The 25,303-nt window shown below is 52.3% G+C and carries 24 protein-coding genes; 2 read left to right on the top strand and 22 right to left on the bottom strand.

Annotated features, from left to right (window positions below):
• The first annotated feature begins 269 nt into the window (after positions 1–269).
• Positions 270–947: a 3,4-dihydroxy-2-butanone-4-phosphate synthase gene (gene ribB, locus OFAG_RS08260; protein WP_020995133.1), complete on the top strand. Its 678-nt coding sequence runs from the start codon at positions 270–272 to the stop codon at positions 945–947.
• Positions 948–1,508: 561 nt separating this feature from the next.
• Here ribB and OFAG_RS13910 read toward each other — a convergent pair.
• The 5 genes from OFAG_RS13910 to dusA form a co-directional block, all read right to left on the bottom strand.
• A complete protein-coding gene (locus OFAG_RS13910; protein WP_155979197.1) occupies positions 1,509–1,649 on the bottom strand; it encodes a hypothetical protein in 141 nt (46 codons plus the stop codon).
• 14 nt (positions 1,650–1,663) lie between these two features.
• Positions 1,664–2,299 (bottom strand): hypothetical protein, encoded by a 636-nt coding sequence (locus OFAG_RS08245; RefSeq protein WP_005876740.1) that lies wholly within the window; start codon positions 2,297–2,299, stop codon positions 1,664–1,666.
• Positions 2,300–4,438: 2,139 nt separating this feature from the next.
• Positions 4,439–6,406: an ATP-dependent zinc metalloprotease FtsH gene (ftsH, locus tag OFAG_RS08210; RefSeq protein ID WP_005876742.1), complete on the bottom strand. Its 1,968-nt coding sequence runs from the start codon at positions 6,404–6,406 to the stop codon at positions 4,439–4,441.
• Between the two features lie 157 nt (positions 6,407–6,563).
• Positions 6,564–6,860 (bottom strand): hypothetical protein, encoded by a 297-nt coding sequence (locus tag OFAG_RS13905; RefSeq protein WP_147617649.1) that lies wholly within the window; start codon positions 6,858–6,860, stop codon positions 6,564–6,566.
• 257 nt (positions 6,861–7,117) lie between these two features.
• Positions 7,118–8,104 (bottom strand): tRNA dihydrouridine(20/20a) synthase DusA, encoded by a 987-nt coding sequence (dusA, locus tag OFAG_RS08200; RefSeq protein ID WP_005876745.1) that lies wholly within the window; start codon positions 8,102–8,104, stop codon positions 7,118–7,120.
• A gap of 121 nt (positions 8,105–8,225) precedes the next feature.
• On the opposite strand from dusA, the gene OFAG_RS08195 reads away from it, so the two are divergent.
• Positions 8,226–9,236, top strand: coding sequence for a tyrosine-type recombinase/integrase (locus tag OFAG_RS08195; RefSeq protein ID WP_020995128.1), 1,011 nt, complete (start codon positions 8,226–8,228; stop codon positions 9,234–9,236).
• 273 nt (positions 9,237–9,509) lie between these two features.
• Here the strand turns inward: OFAG_RS08195 and OFAG_RS08190 are convergent, their stop codons facing one another.
• The 17 genes from OFAG_RS08190 to OFAG_RS08110 form a co-directional block, all read right to left on the bottom strand.
• Positions 9,510–10,316 carry a DNA adenine methylase gene (locus tag OFAG_RS08190; RefSeq protein WP_005876748.1) on the bottom strand — a complete coding sequence of 269 codons (807 nt, stop codon included), beginning with the start codon at positions 10,314–10,316 and terminating at the stop codon, positions 9,510–9,512.
• Positions 10,317–10,442: 126 nt separating this feature from the next.
• On the bottom strand, positions 10,443–10,931 hold the full coding sequence (locus tag OFAG_RS08185; RefSeq protein WP_005876750.1) for a lysis system i-spanin subunit Rz: 489 nt from the start codon (positions 10,929–10,931) through the stop codon (positions 10,443–10,445).
• A complete protein-coding gene (locus OFAG_RS08180; protein WP_020995127.1) occupies positions 10,928–11,398 on the bottom strand; it encodes a lysozyme in 471 nt (156 codons plus the stop codon). The genes OFAG_RS08185 and OFAG_RS08180 overlap by 4 nt, the downstream gene beginning before the upstream one ends.
• A gap of 1 nt (position 11,399) precedes the next feature.
• Positions 11,400–11,717 carry a hypothetical protein gene (locus OFAG_RS08175; RefSeq protein WP_005876754.1) on the bottom strand — a complete coding sequence of 106 codons (318 nt, stop codon included), beginning with the start codon at positions 11,715–11,717 and terminating at the stop codon, positions 11,400–11,402.
• 51 nt (positions 11,718–11,768) lie between these two features.
• Positions 11,769–12,095 carry a hypothetical protein gene (locus OFAG_RS08170; RefSeq protein WP_020995126.1) on the bottom strand — a complete coding sequence of 109 codons (327 nt, stop codon included), beginning with the start codon at positions 12,093–12,095 and terminating at the stop codon, positions 11,769–11,771.
• 7 nt (positions 12,096–12,102) lie between these two features.
• Positions 12,103–12,792, bottom strand: coding sequence for a hypothetical protein (locus OFAG_RS08165; protein WP_005876756.1), 690 nt, complete (start codon positions 12,790–12,792; stop codon positions 12,103–12,105).
• Entirely contained in the window at positions 12,789–13,835 is a 1,047-nt protein-coding gene (locus OFAG_RS08160) for a radical SAM protein (RefSeq protein ID WP_005876758.1), read from the bottom strand. The genes OFAG_RS08165 and OFAG_RS08160 overlap by 4 nt, the downstream gene beginning before the upstream one ends.
• Positions 13,832–14,920, bottom strand: coding sequence for a radical SAM protein (locus tag OFAG_RS08155; RefSeq protein WP_005876759.1), 1,089 nt, complete (start codon positions 14,918–14,920; stop codon positions 13,832–13,834). Before OFAG_RS08155 ends, OFAG_RS08160 begins: the two co-directional genes overlap by 4 nt.
• Complete coding sequence (locus OFAG_RS08150) at positions 14,917–15,798, bottom strand: phage tail assembly chaperone (protein ID WP_005876761.1); 882 nt, start codon at positions 15,796–15,798, stop codon at positions 14,917–14,919. Before OFAG_RS08150 ends, OFAG_RS08155 begins: the two co-directional genes overlap by 4 nt.
• A 3-nt stretch (positions 15,799–15,801) precedes the next feature.
• On the bottom strand, positions 15,802–16,701 hold the full coding sequence (locus OFAG_RS08145; RefSeq protein ID WP_005876762.1) for a hypothetical protein: 900 nt from the start codon (positions 16,699–16,701) through the stop codon (positions 15,802–15,804).
• A 499-nt stretch (positions 16,702–17,200) separates the two neighbouring features.
• Complete coding sequence (locus OFAG_RS08140; protein WP_005876764.1) at positions 17,201–17,677, bottom strand: hypothetical protein; 477 nt, start codon at positions 17,675–17,677, stop codon at positions 17,201–17,203.
• Positions 17,677–20,784 (bottom strand): DUF4815 domain-containing protein, encoded by a 3,108-nt coding sequence (locus OFAG_RS08135; protein WP_005876765.1) that lies wholly within the window; start codon positions 20,782–20,784, stop codon positions 17,677–17,679. Before OFAG_RS08135 ends, OFAG_RS08140 begins: the two co-directional genes overlap by 1 nt.
• Before the next feature lie 10 nt (positions 20,785–20,794).
• Positions 20,795–21,277, bottom strand: coding sequence for a hypothetical protein (locus tag OFAG_RS08130; RefSeq protein WP_005876767.1), 483 nt, complete (start codon positions 21,275–21,277; stop codon positions 20,795–20,797).
• Between the two features lie 41 nt (positions 21,278–21,318).
• The gene (locus tag OFAG_RS08125; protein ID WP_005876768.1) at positions 21,319–22,452 is read right to left on the bottom strand and encodes a hypothetical protein; all 1,134 of its coding nucleotides are present in this window, start codon (positions 22,450–22,452) and stop codon (positions 21,319–21,321) included.
• Positions 22,443–23,546 carry a baseplate J/gp47 family protein gene (locus OFAG_RS08120; RefSeq protein WP_020995122.1) on the bottom strand — a complete coding sequence of 368 codons (1,104 nt, stop codon included), beginning with the start codon at positions 23,544–23,546 and terminating at the stop codon, positions 22,443–22,445. Before OFAG_RS08120 ends, OFAG_RS08125 begins: the two co-directional genes overlap by 10 nt.
• Positions 23,543–24,154, bottom strand: a complete 612-nt coding sequence (locus OFAG_RS13900; RefSeq protein ID WP_005876772.1) for a hypothetical protein — start codon at positions 24,152–24,154, stop codon at positions 23,543–23,545. The genes OFAG_RS08120 and OFAG_RS13900 overlap by 4 nt, the downstream gene beginning before the upstream one ends.
• Positions 24,151–25,287, bottom strand: a complete 1,137-nt coding sequence (locus tag OFAG_RS08110) for a hypothetical protein (protein ID WP_005876775.1) — start codon at positions 25,285–25,287, stop codon at positions 24,151–24,153. Before OFAG_RS08110 ends, OFAG_RS13900 begins: the two co-directional genes overlap by 4 nt.
• Positions 25,288–25,303 lie beyond the last annotated feature (16 nt).

Below are 25,303 nucleotides of genomic sequence, written 5' to 3'. Positions count from 1 at the left end.
CCCCGCATTGCGGCGGAAAGCGGGGTGGCCGTGAAGACAAAAGTCCGGTTTGCCGTCGTGTCCCTGTTTAAAGGGTTTTTGGCAACCGGTGTGCCGGCTTTTTCTTGCGGCGGCGCGTTACTCCGTTTTCCGGTATCCGCCGGTCAGCCGCGCTCTTGGCTCTCCTTTTCCGGTTTGCTGCCAATCCAGTACCGGATTTGGCAAATTTCCTGCCGTTTCATTCCCGCGGCACGCCGTATAGTAAGGTTTTTTTCGGCGGGGGAAAAACGATGGGAAAAAAGGCGAAGAACGGTGAAGTGTCCGCTCCGGAATACCGGATTGCCGGGGCGATCAGGGCGCTTGTTGCGGGAAAAGGCGTGTTGCTGGCCGATGACGAAAACCGGGAAAATGAGGGCGATCTGGTTTTTGCGGCTGAAAAAATGACGGTTTCCCAAATGGCCCTCATGATACGGGAATGCAGCGGGATCGTCTGTCTGTGCATGGAAAAAGAGGCGGCTAAAAGGCTCGGCCTGCCTCCCATGACACGACACAATACCAGTCGCTACGGGACGGCTTTTACGGTTTCCATCGAGGCGGCAAGGGGCATAACGACCGGGGTTTCGGCAGCAGACAGGATCGCCACGATCCAAACCGCCATCTCGCCCGGCGCGGCGCCAGAGGATCTGACCCGGCCCGGCCATGTTTTTCCGCTGGTTGCGCGGGAAAACGGCGTTTTTGCCCGGGCGGGCCATACGGAAGGCAGTGTCGATCTGATGAAGCTGGCTAAGCTTTCCGCTTTTGCCGTATTGTGCGAGCTGATGAATGAAGACGGGACGATGGCGCGGATGCCGGAAATTGCCGCCTTTTCGGAAAAACACGGCTTTCCGGTCGTTACGATTGCCGATATCCGGGCATACCGGCAAGGACTGGAAAACGGCAAACAAAAAACCATTCCCCACGCGGTCTGAAGGGCAAAGGGACGCTTTGCCCTTCAGGCCGCGCGCCGGCGGCCGGGCCGATCCGTCAGGCAGCCCGGCTTGCCGGCTTTTCGGCCAGCGCTTGCCGGATTCGGGGTATTTGCGCCGGACTGGCCTGTCCGGCCGGAAGAGGCGGACAGGCTTTCCTGTTCCGGTCCGTATACTGCCGGTATCCGGATGTCGTGGATGGGCAGTCCGGTTCCGGCCAGCCGGTTTTCTGGCGGTGTCCCGCCGGTAACGGAAATGCCGCCTGCGGCAACAACCGGTGTGCCGCCCGCTTGTCAGGGCGGCCATTCTTTCCGGGTCAACAGCGGTATTTCTCTCCTCTTGCGCGGTTGCCGACCGGGCCCATTCATTCGGCAGCCGTGTGGTTTCTGTTTTTACCCTGTCAAGGCAGGCCGGAGGCCGGGAAGGCAAGCGGCACGGCAGGCCGGGAAAGCTTCCCGGGGAAAAAGCGATCCCAAACCGGGCTTGTGCCATAAACGCAGCGCCACCTGTCGTCTCTTTTCGCGTGACGGCGCAAGAAGCGTTTGTTGCCCGCCTGACAGGCCGCTACCCGGCCTTGCTGTGCGTTTTTTCTGCCGCACCGGACAGCCATGACAGGAAAGCGGCAACGGCCTGAACGGCAGCGCCAGCCGGAATCGCGCCAGTCCGGTCGAAAATGCGGAAAAAATGCCCGGTACTGCCGGGCATGCCGGGCTTGCAGCTTACGCTTTTCCGGTTCTTTTTTTCGGCATGCGGAATGTCGTTTTTTTCAAGCCCTTCGGCAACTGGAAACGGTAATATTCCTGCGGGCGGAACAGGACGTTTTTGTATTCGATGACGCTGTTGCCTTCCGGCGTGGCGACTTTCAGCGGTACCGGCTGTCCCGGCCATTGCCATTCGATGAATTCGACCGGCGTTCCATAAGAATCAATGATGACACGGTATTTGTTCACGGTCCGGCCATCGAGTGTGGCCACCCCCATGAAATGACGCTGGACTTTTGCGGGGTCGATGTGCTGGCCGACGATGCCGGTACTGGCCGCAATCGTATGTTTCATGGCAATTTCGTTGTAGGTTTTGTTTTGGCCGATGAACCAGTAGGTGTGGGTGTCCTCGCGCAGGATGATGGTTTCTTCGTTGCCGTGGCGGTCTTTCACATCCATGCGGACTTTGTCTCTATCGTAACGGAAACGTCCGGAAAACCGTTCGTCATTGAAGGAAAACTCGATATCCGATTCAAAACTCATGGCCCAGGAAAAGGCGGAAAACAGCAGAAGCGAGATAAAGGCAGCCAGTTTTTTCAACAGATTGATCAGCATCGCGCCCTCCTTTTCCATATCGTAACAGTCTGCTGTCAACAGGTATTTTTATATTCTAGCATCGAAGTGGCGCAATAAAGGCCGGTTTCCTTCTGGAAAGGAGGACGGTATTCCGGCCTTCTTTTTGCGGGAAAACGGGCTTTTACGCGGAGCGGTGTTGCAGGCCCCATAAAACGGACAGAACCGCTTTTCCGGCAGTTTGGCCGGCGGCAGGCGGAGCGTTTTCCGGCGCTGGCGTTTATACGTCTCGGGAGACGCTCCCCGGCATGGAGGCGGTTTGGGAAACCCTGCCGGAAGGGCTGTGTCCGGATAAAAACCGATACGGCCCTGCCGTTCTTTAAGGCGGCTTATCGGGAGGGACAGGAGCCACCGCGCCGATTCCCGCTTCCCGGACGGATGGAAAAGATCGGGATTCAATAAACCGGGCCGGAAATCCGGCGTCTGCCTTGCAGGAAAAAACGGGCCGTTTGAGGGCGGCGTTTTGCTGGAAAGAAAGACGCGTTCCGGACAAATCGGGAATAAGCCCGGCGCCATGAGGCGGGTTCTTGCCAAGGCTTGTGCTTCGGGCCGACGGGGTTTGGCCCGCTTTTTCATCTGTCCGGCGGTTACCGTCTGGCCGCAGCCGGTTCAGGAAGCAGCGGGGAATGGCGGTTGAACCGGAACCGTGACTGGCGCGGCAAAGGGGCTGAACCGCAGGGTTTGCCCTTCCCTTTATCCCTTGCCGGCCAATGCCCTTTCCGGAAAAAGAGAAGGAAAATACGGCCTGAAAAGGGGACAGGCGGGACAAGCTGCGCCATAAATCGCCCCGAAATAGCCATGCCGCCTTTCCTTTTCAAGGCAAGGCGATCTCATCACAAGCAAAAAGCGGGACACTCCGGCGCACCGGATTGCCTGCCCGGCGTTTCAGGTTTTTCCGGAGGGTGAGGCCGGTGCGGCTATGGGATAATCGCGCGCTCCGGATAAGGGTTTTGGGAAAGAACGTGACGGTTTTGAAAACGCCCTGAAGGCTGTTTTCCGGTTGTTTAAGAGCGGTTTTTTCCCTTTCAAAGGGGATTGTTCCGTATTTCCCCGGTTTTTTACCGGAATCATCCGGAAATCAGGCATTTTTCAAAAACGCTCAAGCCGGGCACGCAGGCCGCTTGCGGGCCGTTTTCTCCTTTTTTATCCGGTTTCCCGTACTTTTCGGCAGGGTATCGGCGTATCGGTTTTTTTCCGGGCTGTCTCTGGAAGCGGTCTGGATGTTTCCGGCTGCCGCTGCCCTCTTTTTCATCCGGATTCACGGGAAGCCCGGCCGCGCGTCTTGACGACAGCGCCGGTTTGCCGCCCTGCCGGGTTTGCCGGGCACGCTTGCCCGGCCGGGAGACGCGGCGGGTATCTTTCCCGGGCGAACCGGCCGATTTCCGGTTCCGGAGGGCGATAGCCCGGAGTGCGGGAAATGCCGTTATCCGCCCATGACCGGCAAAAGGGCGCGCGATGGATCCGGTTATTAGGGGGCGGGAAACGATCGCCCGGCATTCGGCCGTTCCCGTTTAAAACGCGGAAAAAGTCTTTCCTTCGGCAGAGGCGGTAAGGAAAAAAGAAAGCTGGCCGGTCTGGAGAAATCGCGGATGAAGCCGCGAAAAAGCGCCGGATTTTCCGCTATTCCGTTTCCTGCCCTCGCGGAAGGGGGAATTTTTCAACGGATTATCGGGAAAAGAGGAAAGGGCCAAAAGAAAGAGCGACCCTTGCCAACAGGCCGGAAAAACGTGAAAACGGATGAAAGAGCGGGGTTTTCCGGTCTGGCAAATGCTTTCCGGAAAAACCCCGGCAAAAAAGCCCGGCAGACCTCAGGACGGCCGGTATGAGGCGGGCTAAAACGGCGACGGCCATGCCTGCGCTTTACGTCCGGTTCATGGCGCGGCCTGTCCCGCCGTTTCGGCAATCCCCTGCCCTTCCTGTTTTTGTATCGGGTCTCGTCCGGTTTCCGGTTTTCTTTTCCGGCAAGCCGCTTTCTGCGGCGCAGCGGCTCCTGCCAATACGGCCGGGGAAAGAGCGCCTGCCGCGTTTGCAATTCCGCTTCTTCGTTCAATGTACTGTCTTTTGCGGAATCGTCTCCGTAAAAAGGCCGCCTTTTGCCGAAGCGGCATGCCGGGGATGTGTGCGCTATGCCCTTTGCCCGCAGACCGGAGGAAATCCGGCTCAGGAGCGGGCGTCCTCTTCGTTTCCGGTACCGTTTTCTTTCTTTTCAGACGGCAGTTCAGCGGCGGCCTCAGGGTCTTTTCCAAAGTCCGTTTCCGCCGGCCTTTTTTCGGCTGCCGGATCGTAGGCCAGAAGCCGCCAGCTGCGGCCCTCAAAGACGGCGAACACTTCCTCTTCGGTCAGCGTTTCCTGTTCGAGCAGCGCTTTTGCCCCGGTCTGGAGCGCTCCGGCATGTTCCTTTAAAATGCCGCTTGCCCGCTCGAAAGCCTGCTGGAGGAGTTGCCGGACTTCATTGTCGATATCGCGTGCGGTCTCGTCGGAATAGTTCCGGTTTTCCTGCTGGATTTCGCCTGCCTGAGCCAGAAAGACGTTCCGGGTCGATTCATAGGCGATCTGTCCCAGTTTTTCGCTCATGCCGTAGCGCGTGACCATGCTGCGGGCGATTTCGGTCGCTTTCACCAGATCGTCTGCCGCGCCGGTCGTCACTTCGTTGAAATGGAGCGATTCCGCCGCCCGCCCCCCGAGCAGAACGGCCATCTTGTTTTCGAGTTCCTGTTTCGTCATCAGGTAGCGGTCTTCGGTCGGCCGGTTGATGGTGTAGCCAAGCGAACCGATGCCGCGCGGGATGATGGAAACCTTGTGGACGGTTTCCGATCCCGGCAGGGCCAGCGATACCAGCGCGTGGCCCATTTCGTGGTAAGCGACGATTTCGCGTTCTTTCGGATTGATAAGCCGGTTTTTCTTTTCCAGTCCGGCAATCATCCTCTCGATCGCGCCGGTAAAGTCTTCCAGCATGACGGCCTCGTGTTTGCGCCGGGTGGCGAGAATGGCGGCTTCATTGACCAGATTGGCCAGGTCGGCCCCGGAAAAGCCGGGCGTCAAAGCCGCGATCTGATCGACGTTGATATCGTCGCCCAGCCGGATTTTTTTCAGGTGCACGCGCAATATCTGGACGCGTCCGGCCTTGTCGGGCCGATCCACGAGTATTTGCCGGTCGAAACGGCCCGCTCTCAACAGCGCCGGATCGAGGATTTCAGGCCGGTTGGTCGCCCCCAAAAGGACGAGGCCGGATTTGGAATCGAATCCGTCGAGTTCGGCTAAAAGCTGGTTCAGGGTCTGTTCTTTCTCGTCATGGCCGCCGACGCCGTAGGCCCCGCGGGCCTTGCCCAGCGCGTCGATTTCGTCGATGAAGATGATGGCCGGGGCCTGTTTCCGGGCCTGTTCGAACAGGTCGCGCACACGGGCCGCGCCGACGCCGACGAACATTTCGACGAATTCGGACCCGTTGATGGAAAAGAACGGCACGCCCGCTTCACCGGCCACGGCACGGGCCAGCAGGGTCTTGCCGGTTCCCGGCGGCCCGACGAGCAAAATGCCGTGCGGGATGCGGCCGCCCAGCCGCCCGTATTTTTCCGGGTCTTTCAGGAAACCGACAACTTCCTGCAATTCTTCCTTGGCTTCGTCCACGCCGGCCACGTCGTCGAAGGTGACCTTGATGTCTTTTTCGACATAGACTTTGGCGCGGCTTTTGCCGATGGACAAAAACCCGCCGCTGCCGCCCATGCCGGACTGGTTTGCCATGCGGCGCATCAGAAACATCCAGACCCCGAAAAAGATGGCGGTCGGAATGATCCAGCCCAAAATGTCGGAAAGGAAGGTGCTCTGGATGATGCCGGTGAATTCGACGTCATGCGATGCCAGTTGTTCAGCCAGCGTATTGTCCACGCGGGTGGTGGTGAAATCGGTTTTTCCGTTGACCGGTTCTTTCAGAACGCCCGTGATCTGGTCGCCGACGATATCGACCTGTTTGACGTTTCCGGCATCGAGCTGTTGCAGGAACGTACTGTACGGCAAGGGTTCGGCCGGATGGTAGCCCGCCCAGAAACCGCGGGCCAGCAAAACGCCGAGGACGGCGAAAGCGATGTACCAGAGCAGCCACTGGTTCCGCCGGGAGTTGTCGTCGTTCATGTTTTCCCTCCTGTCTGGTTTGCCGGATGAAAAGGAAAGCCGGCAAGGGGTTCCCCTTATTGGATATCCAGCATAAAGCCGAACGGTTCGATGGCGTTGATTCGCCACAATGAACCCGGTGAAAGCGACGGTTGTCCGTCAAGGTTTGGGAGAGGCTTTATGCCGCGATCCCCTTGCCGTTTATCTTAACAGACTCTGCAAAAGGACGTCCGGCCAGTCGTTTGGCACGCCTTGCCCGGGTATTGGAGGGGCGGTTTTTCCGGACGCCGGCCTGCCCCTGCCCGTTTTCTTTCGGCTGTTTTTTGCCGGTGGCCACATGGTTTTTCCGCTTTCCTTCCACGCCATAAAGGCGAACCGGAAGGCAGGGGGCAATGCTTGTCCGGATTGCCGGAAACGGGTTGATGGCCTGGCGACCGGAACGGGGAAACCGCCATGCCGACGGCCGGAAGGCCATTTGCCTGGTTCCCGGCGGAAAAACGGGCAGGAAACGGCTGGCGGCTGTATGGAACGCGGGCAGCGAATGGGGCCATCCGGTTTTTCCGGTGGCCGCCCCTGTTTTTCCGGAGGAAAGGCCCGAACCGGGCTGCCCGCAAATACACTGTTTCCTGAAGCGGGCTCACGGGACGAGCCCGCGAAAACGACTTGAAGGCGTGAGCGCTACGGTCGCCGTAATGGCCGGTTTTGCAGGTTTCCCCTGTTTGCCAGTCTCTCTTAAAACCGGACGGCGGCCAGCGCTTCCATCAGTATTGCCGCCGGATTGCCGGAAGCGAGTCTGGCCGGGTCGGACAGGATTTGCCGGAACCGCCGCGCGCCGGGCATGCCGGTCACAAGGCCCAGCATGTGGCGCGTGATGCCGTGCATCCTGAGCCCTTTTTCGCCGTAGAGGGCAAGCTGTTTTTCGATATAGGGGATCATGGCGGCCACGACGGCGGACGGGTTTTCCGGCACGGTGCCGTCCCCGTAAAAACGGGCGTCGAATTCGGCCATTCGCCAGGGATAATGGTAGGCCGCGCGCCCGATCATGACGCCATCGACGTGTTTCAGGTGTTCCTCGACCTGACCGGCCGTTTCGACGCCGCCGTTCAGGAGGATTTCCAGTCCGGGAAAGTCTTTTTTCAGCTGATAGACGACGTCGTAACGCAAGGGCGGAATTTCGCGGTTCTCTTTGGGAGACAGGCCCTTCAGGATAGCGTTTCGGGCATGGACGATGAAGGTCTGGCACCCGGCTCCGGCGATTTCGCCGATGAAATCCCGGACGAAATCGTAGGTATGCATGTCGTCGATGCCGATCCGGTGTTTGACGGTCACGTCAATGGAGACGGCGTCTTTCATGGCGCGGACGCAATCGGCAACGAGCTTCGATTCTTTCATCAGGCAGGCGCCGAACGCGCCTTTTTGCACCCGTTCGGACGGACAGCCGCAGTTCAGGTTGATTTCGTCGTAGCCCCACTTCTCGCCCAGTTTCGCGCACTGCGCCAGTTCGGCCGGTTCGCTGCCGCCCAGTTGCAGGGCAACCGGGTGTTCTTCTTCGCTGAAGTCCAGATGGCGCGCCACATCGCCGTAGAGCAGCGCGCCGGTCGTGACCATTTCCGTGTAAAGCCAGGTATTCCGGCTGATCAGCCGGTGGAAATAGCGGCAATGCCGGTCTGTCCAGTCGAGCATCGGGGCAATTGAAATTGTTCGTTTTTTATAAGTCATTGATTAAATTAATAATTCTATTTTTATATACTGTATAAAAATATAGTAGATTTTGTTTTATTTTGTGCTGTTTTATGCTATTTTGATCTCTCAGTGCATCAAAATTACATCAAATTTCATCATGGCATCGATTACAAAGCGCGGGGATTCATGGTTCGTTCAAATACGACGTAAGGGCCACAAGTCTATCTCACGTTCTTTTAAAAAAAAGACACAGGCACAAATCTGGGCAAGAAATATTGAGTCCGAAATTGATGCGAGAAAATACGAGGATACCAGAACCCTGTCTGATTATAAATTTGCTGAACTGATAGACCGATACAATAACGAGATCGGAAGCATCAAGCCTTTCGGAAGGAATAAAGTCGATGTCATCAGTCGATTACGCAAAATGCTCGGGCATGTTTACATGGATGAACTGACCGAAAGTCAGATAATGGATTTCGTGAAGATTCGAATGGGTAACGGCGCCGGTGGCGTCACTATTTCTATCGATCTGAGTTATATGTCATCTATTTTCAGAGCGGCCAAACAACTCTGGAAAATTCCTGTATCTATCGATGTCCTGTTATCCGTTCGGGCAAATCTGAAATACATGGGAATTAAAACCCGGTCAAAAGAACGAGAAAGGCGCCCAACTGTTGAAGAGCTGAATTTACTTGACCAATACTTCAGAAGCCGCCCTTTCATGAAAACACCAATGGCCGATATCATCCAGTTTGCTATTATTTCCGCTATGCGTGATTCCGAAATAACACGCATCACCTGGTCTGACCTTAATATTCATGACAAAACCATTATTATCAGGGACAGAAAACATCCCAAGGAAAAAGATGGCAACGATCAGGAAGTCCCATTATTGGGCAAGGCATTTGATATTGTCATGAGACAACCACGCACAAGTGAGCGTATTTTTTCTCACCAACCTCATACAATCAGCACCTTGTTTACGAGGGCATGCAAATTTCTTCAGATTGATGATCTCCGTTTTCACGACCTCCGACATGAGGGAATATCCCGTTTGTTCGAACAAGGTTATACCATAGAACAGGTTATGCTGGTTTCTGGACATCGGGATCCCAAACAGCTTTTCCGATATGTTCAGTTAAAGGCCAAGGATCTACATCGATGACTTATCCCCTATTTCTGTGGATAATTCAGTGTACAACATCAGTAATGAATGATCATTATTGATGTCGCATTGGGATGCTCAACAATTAAGCAAATAAAATAAATGTACTCGAAAACTGTATAAAGTGTATTGTTTTATAGTAAACTTAATCCTGCGACAATGGGTTGGTGTGCGATTATCAATGTCCCTGATTTATTCCCTTCCGTTGTCGTGCCTAGAAAGTCAAGCGCTGAAGACAAGCGGTTACAGCATCTCGTATCCGTAATATTTGATTCACCAATTATAAATAATCAGCTCATTACGTTTTACTGATTTCTTACCACTTCCCCCAACCGTATAATTAATCTGGACTGTTTCTAGACGAAAATCCTTGAAAATTTCCAGCATTCTTGGATGGTCGTTCAAACTCAAGATGGCTTTACCTTGGATAGTCTTTAACGTATCAGCTATGGCATGGTACTGCTCCAGTCCGAAATCGACGCCATAACCTTCCGTGTCCCAATACGGCGGATCACAATAAAACAGCGTATGTGGCCGGTCATATTTTGAAATGCATTTTGCCCAGTCAAGATGTTCAATGTATGTTCCTGCAAGGCGTAGGTGTGCCTCTGATAAATGTTCTTCAATACGCATTAAGTTGATAGCCGGTCGTGTTGCTGCCGTGCCAAATGTCTGGTTCCCTACTTTCCCGCCAAAAGCATGTTGTTGAAGATAGAAAAACCGGGCTGCTCTCTGTATATCAGTCAAAGTTTCTGACGGAGTCATTTTCAACCACTCAAAAATTTGCCTGGAAGACAACGCATATTTAAATTGCCGTAAAAACTCTTCAATGTGGTTTTTGACGACTCGATACAGATTTACAAGTTCACCATTGATGTCGTTAATAACCTCTACTTCGGCTTGTTGGTCTCGCAGAAAGTACAAGGCGGCGCCACCGGCAAAAACCTCGACATAACACAGATGTTCAGGAAACTTCGGCAAAATGTGTTTTGCCAATCTGCGTTTACCGCCTATCCATTTTACAATCGGTGTTGTTTTAACAGTTTCGAAATCTCCAAATAGATTTTTATTATTTCCCATTTTATTACCAGCATGATAGCCTTGGCAGCGCTGTGCGCAGTGTCGGTGCCTCGGCTGAAAGCAGGTTGGTCTGCTGGAAGTGGCTTTGTCAGATGTTCCCGCATCTGATGAAGTCGCACCGTCTTTTTATTGTTGCTTCTCCCCACACATTTGAGCCACAGTTCGATACTGATCGATACAAACGTTTAGATCCCGGATTGCGACGTCTCCGTCTCGTCCGACAGAGAGAATACGTTCAACAGTCTCCGGGTCAAGTTCGGCTCTCGTTTTTCGATCTGTAGCACCGGAACGTCCAGCGTCGGACACGTCGCGACACGAATTGGCGGGGACTGACACCCGGATAACACCACGATTGATGCGAGCAAGCAAAGCATCATTTTTACGTTTTGCATCATCATTCTCCTTCTTCAGCCGGATTTGCATTTGGCTAACCGCTTCATGCAGCTTCCGGTTTTCTTCCATTGCTTTTTCAAGATGTTCTGTTTCCTGTTGCGCCTGTGAGGCATTTATACGTTCCGTTTCCGCTTCCCATTTAGTGTGGCAAAGCCAGTAACCGGACGCTCCTCCGATAATCCACGCCAGCAAGCCGGTTACAGCAGCAATTTTTAAACTCATGTTGTCTCTCCAGTACACATCCGATATTCCGCTTCTCTTCTCTTGACCAGCCCCGGCAAGACTTTGCCGCCCGCCCTGCCCCAGCGTTTTATTTCCTGGCACGCCCCGGCATAGTCTTTGGCATTGAGCTTTTTAACCAGCGTGGAACGGCAGAAGTTGCCCGCCCCGATGTTGTAGGCCAGACTGACGTAGGCATCGAATTCATGCTGGTATAACGGTACGTGGATACACTGCCGGATGGCGTCGGCATGTTTTTCCGTGCTTTTGAGCAGTTGCACCAGCGCCCGCTCCGGTGTGGTCCGGTCTCCGATCCTGACGCCCGCTGTCTCCCCGTATCCGACGGTCGGCACGCCGACGGCGTCTTTGTACGCTTTATCCCGGTAGCCTTCGTGAAGGGCGATGGAAACGAGTACGGTCGCGCTGATGCCCAGTGCGCCGATGCCGAGACGGAGGTTTTTTCCTGCCATGTCAGCCTCCCCTGTGCGGCCAGTTGGTGATTGCAAACCACAGCGCGTACGTGCCGGATACAACACTGCCGATCCAGATCAGGAGTTTTCCAAACCATTTGGCGGTTTTGAGCGTTCCGTCGCCGGCACGGAAGATATCGACCAGAGTGGCCGTGTTTTTCTCGATCCGTTCCAGTCGTTCGTCCTGCCGTTTATTTTCTTCGTGCAGTCTGTTGATTCCTTCTTGCGATTCGCAAATTGCTTTTTCATGTTGAGTGATACGTTCGAGCAGGACAGCATGTACCGCCTCGGGATCATCTGGCAGATCAAATTTCGTCATGCGTCACTCCTGGAATAATTGGTTAAACGAATTGTTACGTCACGACCACCACTACTTTTCGTTTGACGATAACCACGATTTGGCGTGCTCCGTTTCACTCATGTACGCCGCTCTGCAATGTCCCGGCTGTAACCAATCAAGCAGAGCTTTAAGACATTCCCACACCCACTTACCCTCAGATGCTTTTCTATAGGCTCGTGAGCTGATTGTTTCATCCACGTCGCCGTTAATAGCAGCATTGGCTGTTTGATCAAAACCGACAGCGATATCCAGTGCTTTCTCACGTCCTCTGATCGCTTCAATCAACATCACTGTTAGGGAAAATAACGCGGCCAGTACACACAATGCCCAAAACCCCAGTAACCCTATCCTCTTCATTCTTCCCTCACAGCATTTCATAGCCGAATATCTCGAAATCCTTTTCCATCAACTTGTTAATGAAATCGATTTCTTTTCTAGTCAAAACTTCTTGCCAAGGCAGACTGCACACTTTCGACGAATCCTTGAAGCGGAACAGTTCCGGCATCGGCGCGCCATAATGGTCAAAGACCTTTTTCAGATCAGCTTCAAGGTTTTCATACCGGATAAGCGTGACGTTGCCCGTGGTCTTGTCGTTATAGACGTTACGATGGCTCGTAATGGCATCCTCTTTAAAATAGCGTTTGGTAATCCATCCCATCATGAATGTACAGATACGCCCTGGTGTGGCAGGAACGGGTTCGAGACCGGCGTTATATCGCATTCGCATCAGTGCCCACTTGCCGAATGAATAAGCCTTGTCGTATGGATTGCGGCAAATTCCGATAACGTCAAAATCGGCAAGAGTGGGATATGTTTTGTACAGATCATCGAGATCCCAATGGGATCGATACGGGATCAGCGTTCGTCCATTTCGTGCAGTATTATGCTGTTCTGTTCGGTAACCGGCTTTCTGCAAAATCGGGATTTCGGCCGGATTGTATGCTGCAATCCGGTCGTCGTCGTTGCACAGCGTCGAGAGCGCTGCTTTCACGGTCGTTCCTGCATTGCGAATGCCACGGGCAAAAACAAAGTGTCTGGAATGGGAAATAATCATTTTTTAATCTCCGACATCCGGGGAGGTTGATAAGAAGCCCAAAGCGGTCTCCGGACATGAGGTATCGGTACTTTTTGTCGCATTGCTTCGAGTGAGTAAATGGCACGAGTAAAGGCACAATCCAGTGATCTGCCATCGGCTGTGCGAAACGCCGGACAACCGGAATGACAGAGCACCTTGACAGGACAATAGCGACATTTTGGAGAGATTGGCGTATTGGCAAACCATCCGCGCCGCATCGCTACGATCTCGTCCATTGTCTTGTCTGACCATAACAAGGGACCACAACCGGATTGCCGATCGCAGGGAGACAATGTTCCGTCAGCGTTGACCGACAACACAAAACAGTCGTTACCTGCGCGTGAGCAGGCACCGGGCGCCAGTATCCTGACGCTGTTCTGCCAGCCATGCTCAAACAGCCAATTGGCAAAAGTCACCTGTTCGTCGTCCGAGAGATTGAACGGTGCCGATGCCAGCTGATACCCAACACCGATACCCTGCTCTTCAAGGTTTCGCGCCCACTCTTCGATTTCAGGCAAACAGGTCATTGTTTGGCGAGTAACACATGCAAACAGATTGACTGAGTAACCGCGCTCTTTCAAGCGCAGGACGTTCGCCATCGCCCGTTGATACACGCCACGACCGCGTTGCATATCGGTCAACAGCTGTGGTCCATCAATTGATACTGAAACGGATAACCGTACATCATCCGAAACGATCCGTTCGAATGCGTCCAGATAAGGATCTGTCAACAACAGCCCATTAGTCTGCAGCGACTGATGCTCGTCAACCACGCTATGCCATGTATTGCAGACTTCAGCCAGAATATCTGGGGGCAAAAGGGTCGTTTCCGCGCCGAAGTAAATCAACCGTCTGACCCGGTAATCCCCTTTTTCCATAATTCCGACAAAACTTCGCGCCGCCTCGGAAACATACGAAAAATCCCTGCCCGGCTTTTCCCGACGATCTCCAAGATAACAATACCGACACCTGAGATTGCAGGCATAAGTCGACTGGAAACGGATCATCTCGAGTGTTTTCATGCCCCTTTTCTCCTGATTTCGGCAATAGTGGGGATGCCGTCATTGGGCGGGTTGAAATTCGACGTTCCTTGGTACAGCTTGATAGCCTTGTGCATCGGGATTCCCAATTTGTTTGCACGGATCCGATAAATCGTCTTTTTCAGCATACAGTCCACCGCTCTGCCATCCACCCGGAATTTCGGACACCCGGAATGGCAAACCGGTCTGACGGGACAATACTGGCATTGCGGCGACGTCGGCGTGCCGGCAAACGCGCCTTGCCGCATTTCCAGCAATCGGGAAACAGGCTTATCCAGCCAAAGAGGGACAATCTCGCCGGTTTGCCGGTCGCATGGAGGATACAGTCCGTCTGCGCAAAAATGATTGACATCACACTCATTACCGAAATTGCCGCACATCTCTGGGACCAGCGTGTTAAATCGTCTGATCCAGTCATTCTCGTCCAGCCAGTAGGCCAACTTCACCTGTTGCTCATCCGACAAATTAAATGGTGCGGAAGCGATCTGGAATTTCCAGATAAAACCTTCAGCCTGACGTGCCTGAATCCAGCTTTTCATGTCATCGAGATGAGCGAACATCTCTGGCGTAAAACAGCCAAACAGATGTACCGGATAGCCCTTTTTCAACAAGTTCCGGGCGTTGGCCATCGCTTTTTCATATGTGCCACGTCCACGCATCGTATCGTTGAACTTTTCCGGGCTGTCTACAGAAATGGAATAATGCAATCGAATACCATCATGCAATCGACTCTCGAATGTCTCGATATATTCAGGCGTGATCAATGTACCATTGGTCTGAATAGCCTGAAATCCATAGTCATCGGGAGCGATTTCGTCAAAAATATTGCAGACATCCGCCAATACTTCCGGCGGCAAAACGGTGACTTCCGCACCGTGGTACAGGACATTACGTACCCTGTAGTCTTCAGCAAGGAATTTGTCTGTCAGACGCCGTGCCGCATCTGTCACATATGACCAATCTGTCGTTCGACGCTGTTTCCGGGCATTGCCGAGGTAACAATACTTGCAACGTAAATTGCACTCGAACGTCGGCTCGAACAGGATTTCACTGATAATAATTGTCATGGTGTCCAGCTTTCCACGACAGAAACCAATTCTTCTCCGGAAGCCTCATTGGCAGTGAGTTCATCCAATTTATTTTCCAGTTCCCATTTTTTCAGATACGTGGCAGACACAAAATTCAGTGCTGCCATCGCCATCTGAACCATCTGGAGAGGCGTCAACTCATGAGTGATATCCTGGGCATCCCGAAATGGCAATAATGTCGTTGTATCGCCTTGCATGGACAATGCCATTGCACCAACAGCCTGTCCGGTAATATTGATCACATCGATAGCATTGCGAGTCTGGACAGTGCCGGTAGTGCCATCCGGGAATGTGTAAGTCATCCCCGCCCCCTGCACATCGATCCGCTTTGCTGCCAGACGACGTTTGACCGCTTCTGCATCGGAACGTGTGTCAATTTTGGGCAATTTGAGAGCAGCCGGTTTGACTGGCCAGGTGACGATGTTGGGATCCTCGAAGTCATCGGTCATATTGCGCAATGCTGCCCGGTAATCGCTCCACTGCTGTCGCTCGACAGCCGTCATGCCCGCTTGTACATCTTCCGACTGTGTCCAGTCGCATTCCTTAAGCAATTTATCCCGTTTTGCTCGTAACTCATTTCTACGATGTTCAAGTCCTTCTTCCGTATAAGGTACAAATTCGTATGTTCTGACAATCTCGCCGTTGTCTCCAATAATCGGGATATCCGGGACAGTAGCATGCAAGCTGACCCGTTCTGGTGCGGGTTGCTCGGGAACCTGTACAAAACCAATTGACGCCAATACCTCCGGTGTCAGCTCTTTTGGCAAAAATACATTGGGCAAACGATACCGCAGTTCTTTTTCCGCAATGGGATATTCGCAGGGCACGCCGTTCTTATCGACTTTCACGTAAAGCATGATTTATCCTTTCTGCTGGCGCGGGGAAAACTGCATCGGGACGTGTACCGGATACATAGGCTTGTACTGTTCGCGGATGGTCATAGCCAGCTCGAAAAAGCCTTCCATGCATTCCGCCACTTCCTCTTCTTTTTCTGACGGCCTGATGATTCCCGATTTCTTGGAAGCCAGTGCAGCCAGGACGACCTGTTTATTGTGAGTGGTATCATCCGTGAAAAGCCTATGGATTGATGCATAGGTCATATTGGGATAAAACTGGGTGCGGGTAATATCACGATACGGGATACCGAGTAGAGCCGCCCTCATGCCGATTTCCGAATTGGCTGTTCCCCATGCCATTTCGCAATTCTTGAGATAATCCATACCGGATTCCCTGGGATCGATAATCCGGTTAAAGCCAATCTTGGCACCCAGAACCCGAAGTCCCTCCAGAGTCATGATCGGATGGGGCTTGACCATGATCGAATTGTCGTGATGCAAGAGCCGCTCAACGGCATCAAAATCGATAACATGCAGCATGTTGCTGCCTGGCAGAAAAATGATGCGTTTGTGTTTTTCTGTACCGCGATAGAGTGCATACTTGTCTTTCCATTCAGGCACCTTCACGCTTGAAAGATCCTGTTCGGTTACATCATTTACTGCTTGCTCCATGACACGGGCCGCCACTTCATACCCCATCGGAAACAAGTACAGGCCGTTCCACAGATCGGTGTAGCCGAACTCGGAAAAATAATATGGCTGGATCGCCAGTACGTCGTATGTCGTCGGCAAAGGTGCCATTGCATCGGCCATATCTTCCAGATAAAACAGCGCCTCCAGTGATTTGTCTCGTTCCACATTGCCGTAAGCCGCCTGAGGATTTTTATGTCTTTCCCGTAATGAGATAGCGTGTGGTGCTTTCATTTAGTCTCCTAGAAAGTGATTCGGGTCATGTATTGCGTCAGAAAGCTGACTTCGGTTTCCCGTTGGGTCATAACTTCTGTTTGAGTAGAGGTCATGACGCTTTCTTGCGTGCTCCAGGATGTGTCGTACGACGTCTGTCTCCATACAGTTGTGACTGCACTTGTGGTCCATGACGTTGTCCAGTAATTGGTTGTGACCTGTGAGGTAGCATGCGATGCCCTGCTGTATTTGTTATGTGATGACGATCCCATTGATGCTCCTTAGCCAGCTGTGATCCACGTAGTTGTCCAGGAATTTGATGTGCCCTGTGATGTTATCCACTGTGTCAGATAGGAGGATGACGTACTTTGCGATGTGACCTGCGATGTCGTCCATTGCGTGATCGTCGCCCATTCAGAACCGTACAATGTTGGAAATGTTGTAGTTGTCATGCGACTTGTCATGCGTTCCGTCATCCGCATGTATGAGCCACCGGACAAGGCCAGTAATGCCAGCAAGCTCATAGCATTTTCCCGTAAATGATGGACCCAACCTGCCAGACCAGAATCCAGGTCGGCATCGTTGGAGACAGCGCTTCCCGTCCGATGATTTCCAGGTATTTTGCGATATCGGTCGTATAGGTTCCGTCTGCAGCGACCCAGTAAATCGTTGGGAATGTCAGCGCGATCAGCCCGGCTCCGTTAAGCTGCAGCATCATATAGCGGCGCCTTGTTTCGTCGTACCCGTCTATGGCGATATTCACCGGACCGGTCTGAAACGTGGCGGACTGGAACTCGCCGTCGGAAAACAGAAAAGTCACCGTCGAACCTGCCGTAATTACACCCTTGTCGACGGTCGTGCATTTAAGCATCGCATCGATTTCAACGAATGCGTTTCTCAAGCGCGACACGTCGACTTCAAGTCCGTTATTCTTGTGCGGCAGTTGCAGAGACAGGTTGCTGGTGCGATCGTCAATTATTTCTTTGCTTTCTTCCATCACATCACCATTACGCGAATATTTCTGATAAAGGGTCTTGCTGCAGTGTTTCCACTCAATTCGATTTTTGTCCGGGCAAAATCCTCGTTGACACTCTTTATTTCATGAGTTGTTTCAATCCAGCCATCGTCCAGTACCAATGTCGATAAAACCGGTACATCGATGTACTGCTCATTCACGGAAAGGGAAACTTTGCATACTGAACCGGTCGGCAAGTCCGCGTCATAAATTATCCTGACACGACTGTTTTCTCCGGCTTTCATTGCACGGGTAATGTATGTGCCCGATTGGTTGATATTGCCATGTACGATCGAGCCGTCCGGATAAAGGATCGGAGACAGCCTGTCGTTGCCGTACATCACCGCCTTGACGCCAAAATTCCCCTTTTGTACTGCAGGCAACTGCAAGGTCTGGTCAGACGCGATTTCATGAACCGTCCCGTCAGGTGCGGTGATCTGATAATCCACCCGTGTCACTTCATCGGGCGTTTCTTCTACCCCAAGCAAAAGCAGATCAGACGTATCAGGCAGCGAAATATCACCAAGATCGACCGTATGCGTGTTTTCGGAATACTCGTATCGCAACAGGCGGAACGTCATGTCCATGTCCTGATGAGCCGTCCAGGTGACGGCATTGGACGACGACAGCAAAACGCCGATCTGATACGGTTGTGCGGTAACCCACTGATGATAGGTCGTATCGGCTTTGCCGATCTGTGCAATCGCTATTTCCGAATCGCTGTCGTTACAGAGGACGGTCAGTGCATAATCCGTATCGGCAGATAACGTTACCGGGTACCGGAACGTAAAACGGTTGAATTGATCGGTGGTCAAGTTATTTGTGTTGATCGTGGCTTCGGCCAGCACAGCATTGGTCGGATAACCGTTTGCCGTTTCCCGAATCTGTACCGTAATGGGTGTCTCGCCTTTGGCTGTCAGCCATATTTCAACCGCCCCGATCTGGCAGCGTTCGGTAACCCGGAATGTCTGTGAGAGGGGGTCGTAAATCGTGTAATTTTTTACAGTCGTCACAATCGTGTACGAGCCGGTAAACAGGGCATGACCTTCGCTGCCCCATACCCCGATGAAATCCACCTGTTTTGTCCCTGCCAGCACGTTTTTGGGGATTGTGAACTTGCCGGCGGCGATACCGTTCACATCACCCGTAATGCTGGCAGGTGAAGTCGGCACGGTAATTCCGTCAAATTTGACGGTCAGGCTTTCGTGCGGCTGGAGACCGGTCACTGTAAAAGAGACGTCAATTTGCCGTAAATATTGCGAGGTAGTGGTTGTTGTCGAAGAACTGTTCAGAACCAGTGAAATATCATGCAGTCTTGACAGGAGCAATTCCATTTCCGCGCTGTTTTTGGCATAAGTATTGGAGCCGCCGTAATATCCCGTCCGCTCGTCGACTGTTTCGACATACCGGTCCACCGCAGGATCAAGTGCTGCAGTCACAGCATCAGGCACATAGGCCATGTACTGGTTGATTTTCATCGACCCGGTTTTAAGCAACTGTTCGACTTCCGTTACCAGCGAGCCTGACAGGATGTATTGGTCCGGATCCTTGGTAAAGTAATCGCACTTTAAGGGGATGGCCAGCATCAACATCTCATTGCAAATCGCGGCGTTCTGTTCGAGTCCTGCATCACGCATATCGTTATCGGTCAGAGGATCGACAAAAAGCGATTTCTTCAGGTCGGTTTCGCGCATTGAGGCATCGAGCCTCAAGGCTTGCTGCGCCACCTGCACCAGCAATCGGTCAAGTTTGCTCTGGATTTTCGCAAGATCAGACATCGGGACCATACGCGCCCCGTCTGTTTCCACATAACGGTTATCGTCCCAAGTCTGGTAAATCAGTGCCAGTCCGAGCAATTCGTCCGATATCCGTGCCGGTTTCGCGTTATAGTCCGATGCCAGTCCCTTGATAAAAACGAGTTCCCCATCTTTGTTAAGGCACAGGCGGTCAACACGTGGCACGCAATAGCTGTAAGTCAGCATAATATTTCCATCACCTGCAGCAGCGCCGGAAACGGTGAATCCGTTTGAATCAAGGTCGGTGGGTTCGGTTTCGTGCCAGTACAGGTATTCGACGTTATACGTGGTCCCGCTCGACGGCTCCGACCCCGATAACGACCAGTCGACAGTATTGCCGACCAGTCTGTAATCCGTTCCTTGCGTGTACCCCTCGATGGATACGATGGACAAAACAGAGGTATCCGGCAGCTTGTCGGACGTGTTTTCTGTCAGTCCACGGGTCATGCTTACGGACTTCTGGCTTTTTACCAAAACCTGTTCGATGGTTGAGATCGGCTTGTTGACTACTTCAATACGTTCCGTTCCGCCGACAGCGGTGTGTGTTTCGCCGCTGACACGCCTTACTGACGGTTGCGCGTCATATTCGACACGCTTGTCTGCGTAAAATGTGACGGGACTGCCATGAACCCGTGCCCGGCCTTTGGCAACTACATAGGTTTGTCGCCCATCGTCTGTGTCATCCGCAATGCTGACCACCATGCCGTCAGTCACATAAGTTCCGCCAGCGGAATCGCGGTCATATTGCGCCAGGGCGATTTCGATTGAATCGGTCGCACTCTGCCGGATAATCTGGGCATCCTGAACGTAATAAACCGGATAATAATCGCCCTCTTTTCCGTCTCCTTCGTAACCCCATTCTGTTGTCACTTTCAGCCGGTCAGCGCCGGGTTTTTGATACGTCCGCGAGTTGACCGCGGGGTTCAGCAGCGTTTTGTCTTCTTTGGCGGTAATGACAGTTTCGATCAGGCGGATACCGACCGTCAGTTTTCCTTTGACCGGAATGGTCAAAACGGCTTCGGGAACGCCGCGGACGTCACCACGCAAATAAATTGCTCCGGAATGACAAACCGTTTCTCCGGTTTCGGCGTCAATCACAATCGTGGCATCGCGTACAACCTGCCCGTCCTGAAAGACGGCATCTGCCACATTCTTCAACCGATTGCGTGACTTGCTCTGTATTTCATTGAGCTCTGCATTTTGCAGATGACGGCCTGCACTAAACAGATGTTCTTCGTAGCCATCTGTTTCGCGGAATCGGTTGAAATATCCTGCCGGCATCTGTTCTGCCATAGCAATCCCCTTACAATGTGATAACAAAGTCAAACGAGCGGCGGAAGTCCGTAGCCAGATTCAGTGCGACGAAGCGTTCCACCATGACAAGGCTGCCAGGTTTCTGGATATGCTCTGGAAGGAAATACCGGATATCGGCAGGAGTGTCCGCCTTGATTTCAGTCCCGACAAAAACACCGCACTCCCGTATCACGCAACTGGGAGAATCGGCCAACGTGAAATCAAAACGCAAATGGATATAAAGCGTTTCCGTTTCAGATGGCGAGAATTTGCCGCTTGACACTTCGATCGTGCCGTTTTCATCAGGCGTGCAATATTCGACGATATTGGCTTCACGGCGTCCGATTTCGTTGACGAGTGCCACGTCTGTCGATGTCGGTTGCATGAAATTTTCATCCCAGGCGACATCACCCTCTCCCCATGCCAGATAGAAGGGTAAAGATTTCATGATTTTCGCTATGACCAGCCGCCCTGAATTCGTCAGAATCGCCATTGTTCACCCGCATATGTTATGCAGTGAATGTAATGTCACGACTACGAAATAGACATGGCAATAGACATGCCGACCTGCTTCATATCGGTCCATTTCCCGACGGTCCAGTCGTGACCAATTGTCCACGTTACCGGTCTGTATTCTTGTGATGTGACAACGGCATAATCGATGTTTTGTTTAAGCACAAACAAACCGGTTTCGACTTCATCCATCAGCGATCTGACAGACATGGCAATGGACATGCCGTACAGTTTTTTATCAGTCCATTTTCCTGTCCAGCTACCCTTGTCTGCCCAGGTAACCGATTTGTATGTCTGATAAAACATCGATGAATAATCGATATCACGTTGTATGACATAGGATGCCGATTCGGTAGGATCTGTGGCGACACAACCACCCATCCGGTTGCGTTCGATGATCTGTCTGATCTGTTTGCGTTGTTCGTCCGTCAACGGCTGGTACACGATCGGTTCGATGACGCCCCATGTGTAATAAACGCCATCACAAAAGGCGTGACTGCCGGACAATTCGGAATAATCCAGCGTAAAGATTTCCTCCCACATTTCGTGGATGTAGACATCAATCCCCGTCAGCTCTTTGATCGTCAGACGGATTGCCGTCGAATTGCAGCGAATCCGGCAGGTTTCGGCAAGGATTCTCAACAAATATGACTCGTCCGTTTCGCCGCTGATACGATAGACGCCAAAAAAACCGCCCCAAAAATCAACCCAGAATCCGTCAGCGGAATGCAGATACGCCTGTTTCAGTGCTTCGACGACCCCATTGGACTTGACATCGTCCAGCTCGAACGCAACGGCATCGACCAGTGCCCAGAGCAGTGAATCGTAGCAGTACAGATGGTCACCATTACTCGTGTCTTCTCTTCCCGACCCTTCCAGCAGGGCATCTGCCAGCCTGTCCTGTAAAGTGGGATTGAGATATTCCACCGTACATCCCAGTTCGTTTAATTTTCTGGCCAGATCGCTTAATCGCAACCCGGAAAGCGGAATCACCCCCAATGCCTTGCCGCTTTTCAGCGATAGAGAAAGTTCGCGGGACGAAACAGACCAAACCAGAATCGAAGGATGCCGTATCCGCAATGCCAGAACAGCATGCGGATCCTTGTCATAAACTCGGTGTAAATGCGAGAGCAGTTTGTTTTTCATCATAGCCACTCGACATGTAGTTTCCCGATATTCAATACGTGATTGGCAGCACATTCGACATTGGTTTCCATATCGAAAATAACTTTCGATACGCCCGGAATACTCAATACAACCGTTCGCAATTCCGCGATGGAAATGTTCTCGCCTGCTTTTACGGATAAAAGCGTGTTATGCAAAGCCGTTTCGATCTCTTCCTGGATTTCATCCGTTTTATACTGATCGTTGAGCATTTTGAGCTGTATATCGAAATCGACACTTTGTTCAACAATGGGAGAAACCAGGACACTGACTCCGCCGCCACGATATCCAGGGACAAGTTCACCGGTTGATTCATCATAACCGCCATCGATAATGAACTGCGCTTTTCTGATCAGTTCATTGCTGGGTGTTCCTCCGGACCCATAAATGTAAACATCCATGTATCCGGGACCTTCATCAATCCCGACTCGCGTCACATATTCGGCGATTTCTCCCTCTGCATTGGTCACGGTCGCCAGTTTTGCAGCGTAGATAATTGACGGGACAGTGCCCCTCGACAAGGAGGTAATAAATTCGAGAAACCGGTTTTTCCGTTCACTTTCGGTCTCGTGATCCCGTCCTCCTGTAACCGGCTTCGGATTGGATATACTGGTTATACTTTCGATAGCCGATGACATGATCGAAAGGACACCGATATCGGCATTTCCAGCCGTACCGATAGTCAACGCAGTGACACGCGCATCAATGTACGATGTTCCGGCCGCAAGCGTGACAGCATCACGGGTAGCGTATTTGACGTCGGAATCTTCCCGGTAAATTTCGAATCCTGCCGGTATGACAATGGCTTTATCCGTTTTTTCTTTTGCCCAGAACCTGACAAAACCGGAAGCATAGGCAGGCGGTAACAAATCATGATCGAACGCCTTGTAAACCGCTACCGGTATGGCATCCAGTAAGCCACGGAATACCTGCTGATAAAATTCGTCGATTTCGACAGCGGGCGCCTCAAAAAGAGTGCGGACCACCGACCCGACATGAAAATCGGTCACTTTATCTTGTGTCGCCTTGGCATGATTGATCATGGCCAGCACGATGGACCGGAAATCTTTTACCTGGAATGTCATTTCAGCTCCCATGCAATGGACTGGACCGGACGTCCCGAGACCGGTACCGCATCCACGTCAATACTGATGACGTCACCGGCGATTCCAACACGACACGATGGCACATTCTTGGTGCGTACATCCGATTTGATCGCCGCCTTGATATAAGACCCGGCAATCATGCCGGCGGAATAGGCATTGTTCAGACCGATAACGGACCGGACACGGCAACCATAGTCCCTGTGAAAAAGCAGTTCCCCCGTATCGGTTTCGACCCGATGGCGTATCGCCTGAACGTAATTTTTGACGCCCGAAACGGTTTTGATATCGCCATTCTCGACAAGCAGCGCTCCCCTGTTAAGCAGGATATCGACCCCGAAAACCGCATCGGGATCCGATTCGACCGTCACCATCGATTTGGCTGCCGGCACCATCAACATATCGCCGTAGGCGGCAACCCGGTCAGAATCCGGTTCTGCAGCAAGATATGGAGGCATCAGGTTGTTGAGGTTGGCGATTTCAACCCATTTGGCGGCATCGCCCATGACCCGCGCAGCAAACTTTTGTATGGTTTCGCCCCAAAAGGTGGCGATGTACCGATAACCTTTCAGTTTCTTCTCAAAACTCATACAACGACTCCCTCTACAATTCTGTCCAGGGCATTTTCGATTTTCCCGACAGATACCGACGTCAATACCGGATCAATCGATTGCATGGCTGACATGGCGCTCATCGCATCCTGCGAAATGCTGATCGGCAAGGATGTTTCCGGAGATATCAAACTGAACGGATTTTGTCCGGCCAGAGGGGTCATGGGACGGCCGCCTACAGTCGATGAACAGAATGAGGCTCCGTAAATGTCGGAATAATCGGGATACATCAGGTCGGAACGGAAAGCGTTTTTCAGGATGCAGAGCATGTTTCCGTAGACTGATGCGCCCCACATCAGATTGTGCAGTGTGTCTTGGGGCAAACCGACCATTTGGCACAGTGATCGGCAAACGTTGACTCCAACGCCAGATATACCCATGGCGCTGGTTTTTAAAACAGCATTGACGATCCCACCGCTTTTATAGGCATCCGAAACCGTTTCCATGACTTTTTTGGTCATTCCAACAAACTTGACCATTGACGATACGGCAGCAATGCCGGTCATCAGATTCAGATTCTTGGCAAAATCGCCCAGGTTATTGATGGACGCACCGAAACTGTCCAGCGCGGCTATTTCATCGACGATCAGGGCGGTATCCAGCATGGATATATACGCATCGCTGGCGTCGGCATCGACCACATCCATGACGATGTTGTACATCATGAGTAACGGCCTGCTTTTTGAGCGTTTCAGCGTAAAACTGATGGGAACAACGGTACAGCAGATATCGTTAAGCTTGTCCGCATAAATCAGTTTGACATCGTTCGGATCGTCACCATTTTCAAGTTTGGTTTGTCGTAACTGGTGCCATTTCTCGAAAACCACCTGACGCAATATCTGGAAACGTTCGATTCCGTCTTCGACCATGATAAGGCCCTCTCCTCTCCATCCCGTGTTTCCGGAGATGGTCAGCCGTTTGAGCCCTTCGCCATAGTTATCTACCCATGCTTTGCCAAGAGTCTGATGTGTGGTAATCCGGGACGGTTCTGGATAGCTCAGGTCTTCGGGACGGATGTACAGATTGACGTACTCGACATCCTCGCTGCCGCCCGGGTCGAGCATGAAAGCGATCGGCTTGAAAAAGGCTTTTTGTGTGGATGGAGGTGCCATGACGCTGTTATAGCGT

This window comes from Oxalobacter paraformigenes, from assembly GCF_000158475.2.
GTDB lineage: Bacteria > Pseudomonadota > Gammaproteobacteria > Burkholderiales > Burkholderiaceae_D > Oxalobacter > Oxalobacter paraformigenes.
The sequence above is the reverse complement of the archived record's forward strand: the minus strand, read 5'-3'. Positions and strand labels throughout refer to the sequence as shown.

Coding starts and splice junctions, on each gene's coding strand:
- ribB (WP_020995133.1), top strand. CDS start 270: ATGGGAAAAAAGGCGAAGAACGGTGAAGTGTCCGCTCCGGAATACCGG.
- OFAG_RS13910 (WP_155979197.1), bottom strand. CDS start 1,649: ATGCCCGGCAGTACCGGGCATTTTTTCCGCATTTTCGACCGGACTGGC.
- ftsH (WP_005876742.1), bottom strand. CDS start 6,406: ATGAACGACGACAACTCCCGGCGGAACCAGTGGCTGCTCTGGTACATC.
- OFAG_RS13905 (WP_147617649.1), bottom strand. CDS start 6,860: ATGGCCTTCCGGCCGTCGGCATGGCGGTTTCCCCGTTCCGGTCGCCAG.
- dusA (WP_005876745.1), bottom strand. CDS start 8,104: ATGACTTATAAAAAACGAACAATTTCAATTGCCCCGATGCTCGACTGG.
- OFAG_RS08195 (WP_020995128.1), top strand. CDS start 8,226: ATGGCATCGATTACAAAGCGCGGGGATTCATGGTTCGTTCAAATACGA.
- OFAG_RS08190 (WP_005876748.1), bottom strand. CDS start 10,316: ATGGGAAATAATAAAAATCTATTTGGAGATTTCGAAACTGTTAAAACA.
- OFAG_RS08185 (WP_005876750.1), bottom strand. CDS start 10,931: ATGAGTTTAAAAATTGCTGCTGTAACCGGCTTGCTGGCGTGGATTATC.
- OFAG_RS08180 (WP_020995127.1), bottom strand. CDS start 11,398: ATGGCAGGAAAAAACCTCCGTCTCGGCATCGGCGCACTGGGCATCAGC.
- OFAG_RS08175 (WP_005876754.1), bottom strand. CDS start 11,717: ATGACGAAATTTGATCTGCCAGATGATCCCGAGGCGGTACATGCTGTC.
- OFAG_RS08170 (WP_020995126.1), bottom strand. CDS start 12,095: ATGAAGAGGATAGGGTTACTGGGGTTTTGGGCATTGTGTGTACTGGCC.
- OFAG_RS08165 (WP_005876756.1), bottom strand. CDS start 12,792: ATGATTATTTCCCATTCCAGACACTTTGTTTTTGCCCGTGGCATTCGC.
- OFAG_RS08160 (WP_005876758.1), bottom strand. CDS start 13,835: ATGAAAACACTCGAGATGATCCGTTTCCAGTCGACTTATGCCTGCAAT.
- OFAG_RS08155 (WP_005876759.1), bottom strand. CDS start 14,920: ATGACAATTATTATCAGTGAAATCCTGTTCGAGCCGACGTTCGAGTGC.
- OFAG_RS08150 (WP_005876761.1), bottom strand. CDS start 15,798: ATGCTTTACGTGAAAGTCGATAAGAACGGCGTGCCCTGCGAATATCCC.
- OFAG_RS08145 (WP_005876762.1), bottom strand. CDS start 16,701: ATGAAAGCACCACACGCTATCTCATTACGGGAAAGACATAAAAATCCT.
- OFAG_RS08140 (WP_005876764.1), bottom strand. CDS start 17,677: ATGGAAGAAAGCAAAGAAATAATTGACGATCGCACCAGCAACCTGTCT.
- OFAG_RS08135 (WP_005876765.1), bottom strand. CDS start 20,784: ATGGCAGAACAGATGCCGGCAGGATATTTCAACCGATTCCGCGAAACA.
- OFAG_RS08130 (WP_005876767.1), bottom strand. CDS start 21,277: ATGGCGATTCTGACGAATTCAGGGCGGCTGGTCATAGCGAAAATCATG.
- OFAG_RS08120 (WP_020995122.1), bottom strand. CDS start 23,546: ATGACATTCCAGGTAAAAGATTTCCGGTCCATCGTGCTGGCCATGATC.
- OFAG_RS13900 (WP_005876772.1), bottom strand. CDS start 24,154: ATGAGTTTTGAGAAGAAACTGAAAGGTTATCGGTACATCGCCACCTTT.
- OFAG_RS08110 (WP_005876775.1), bottom strand. CDS start 25,287: ATGGCACCTCCATCCACACAAAAAGCCTTTTTCAAGCCGATCGCTTTC.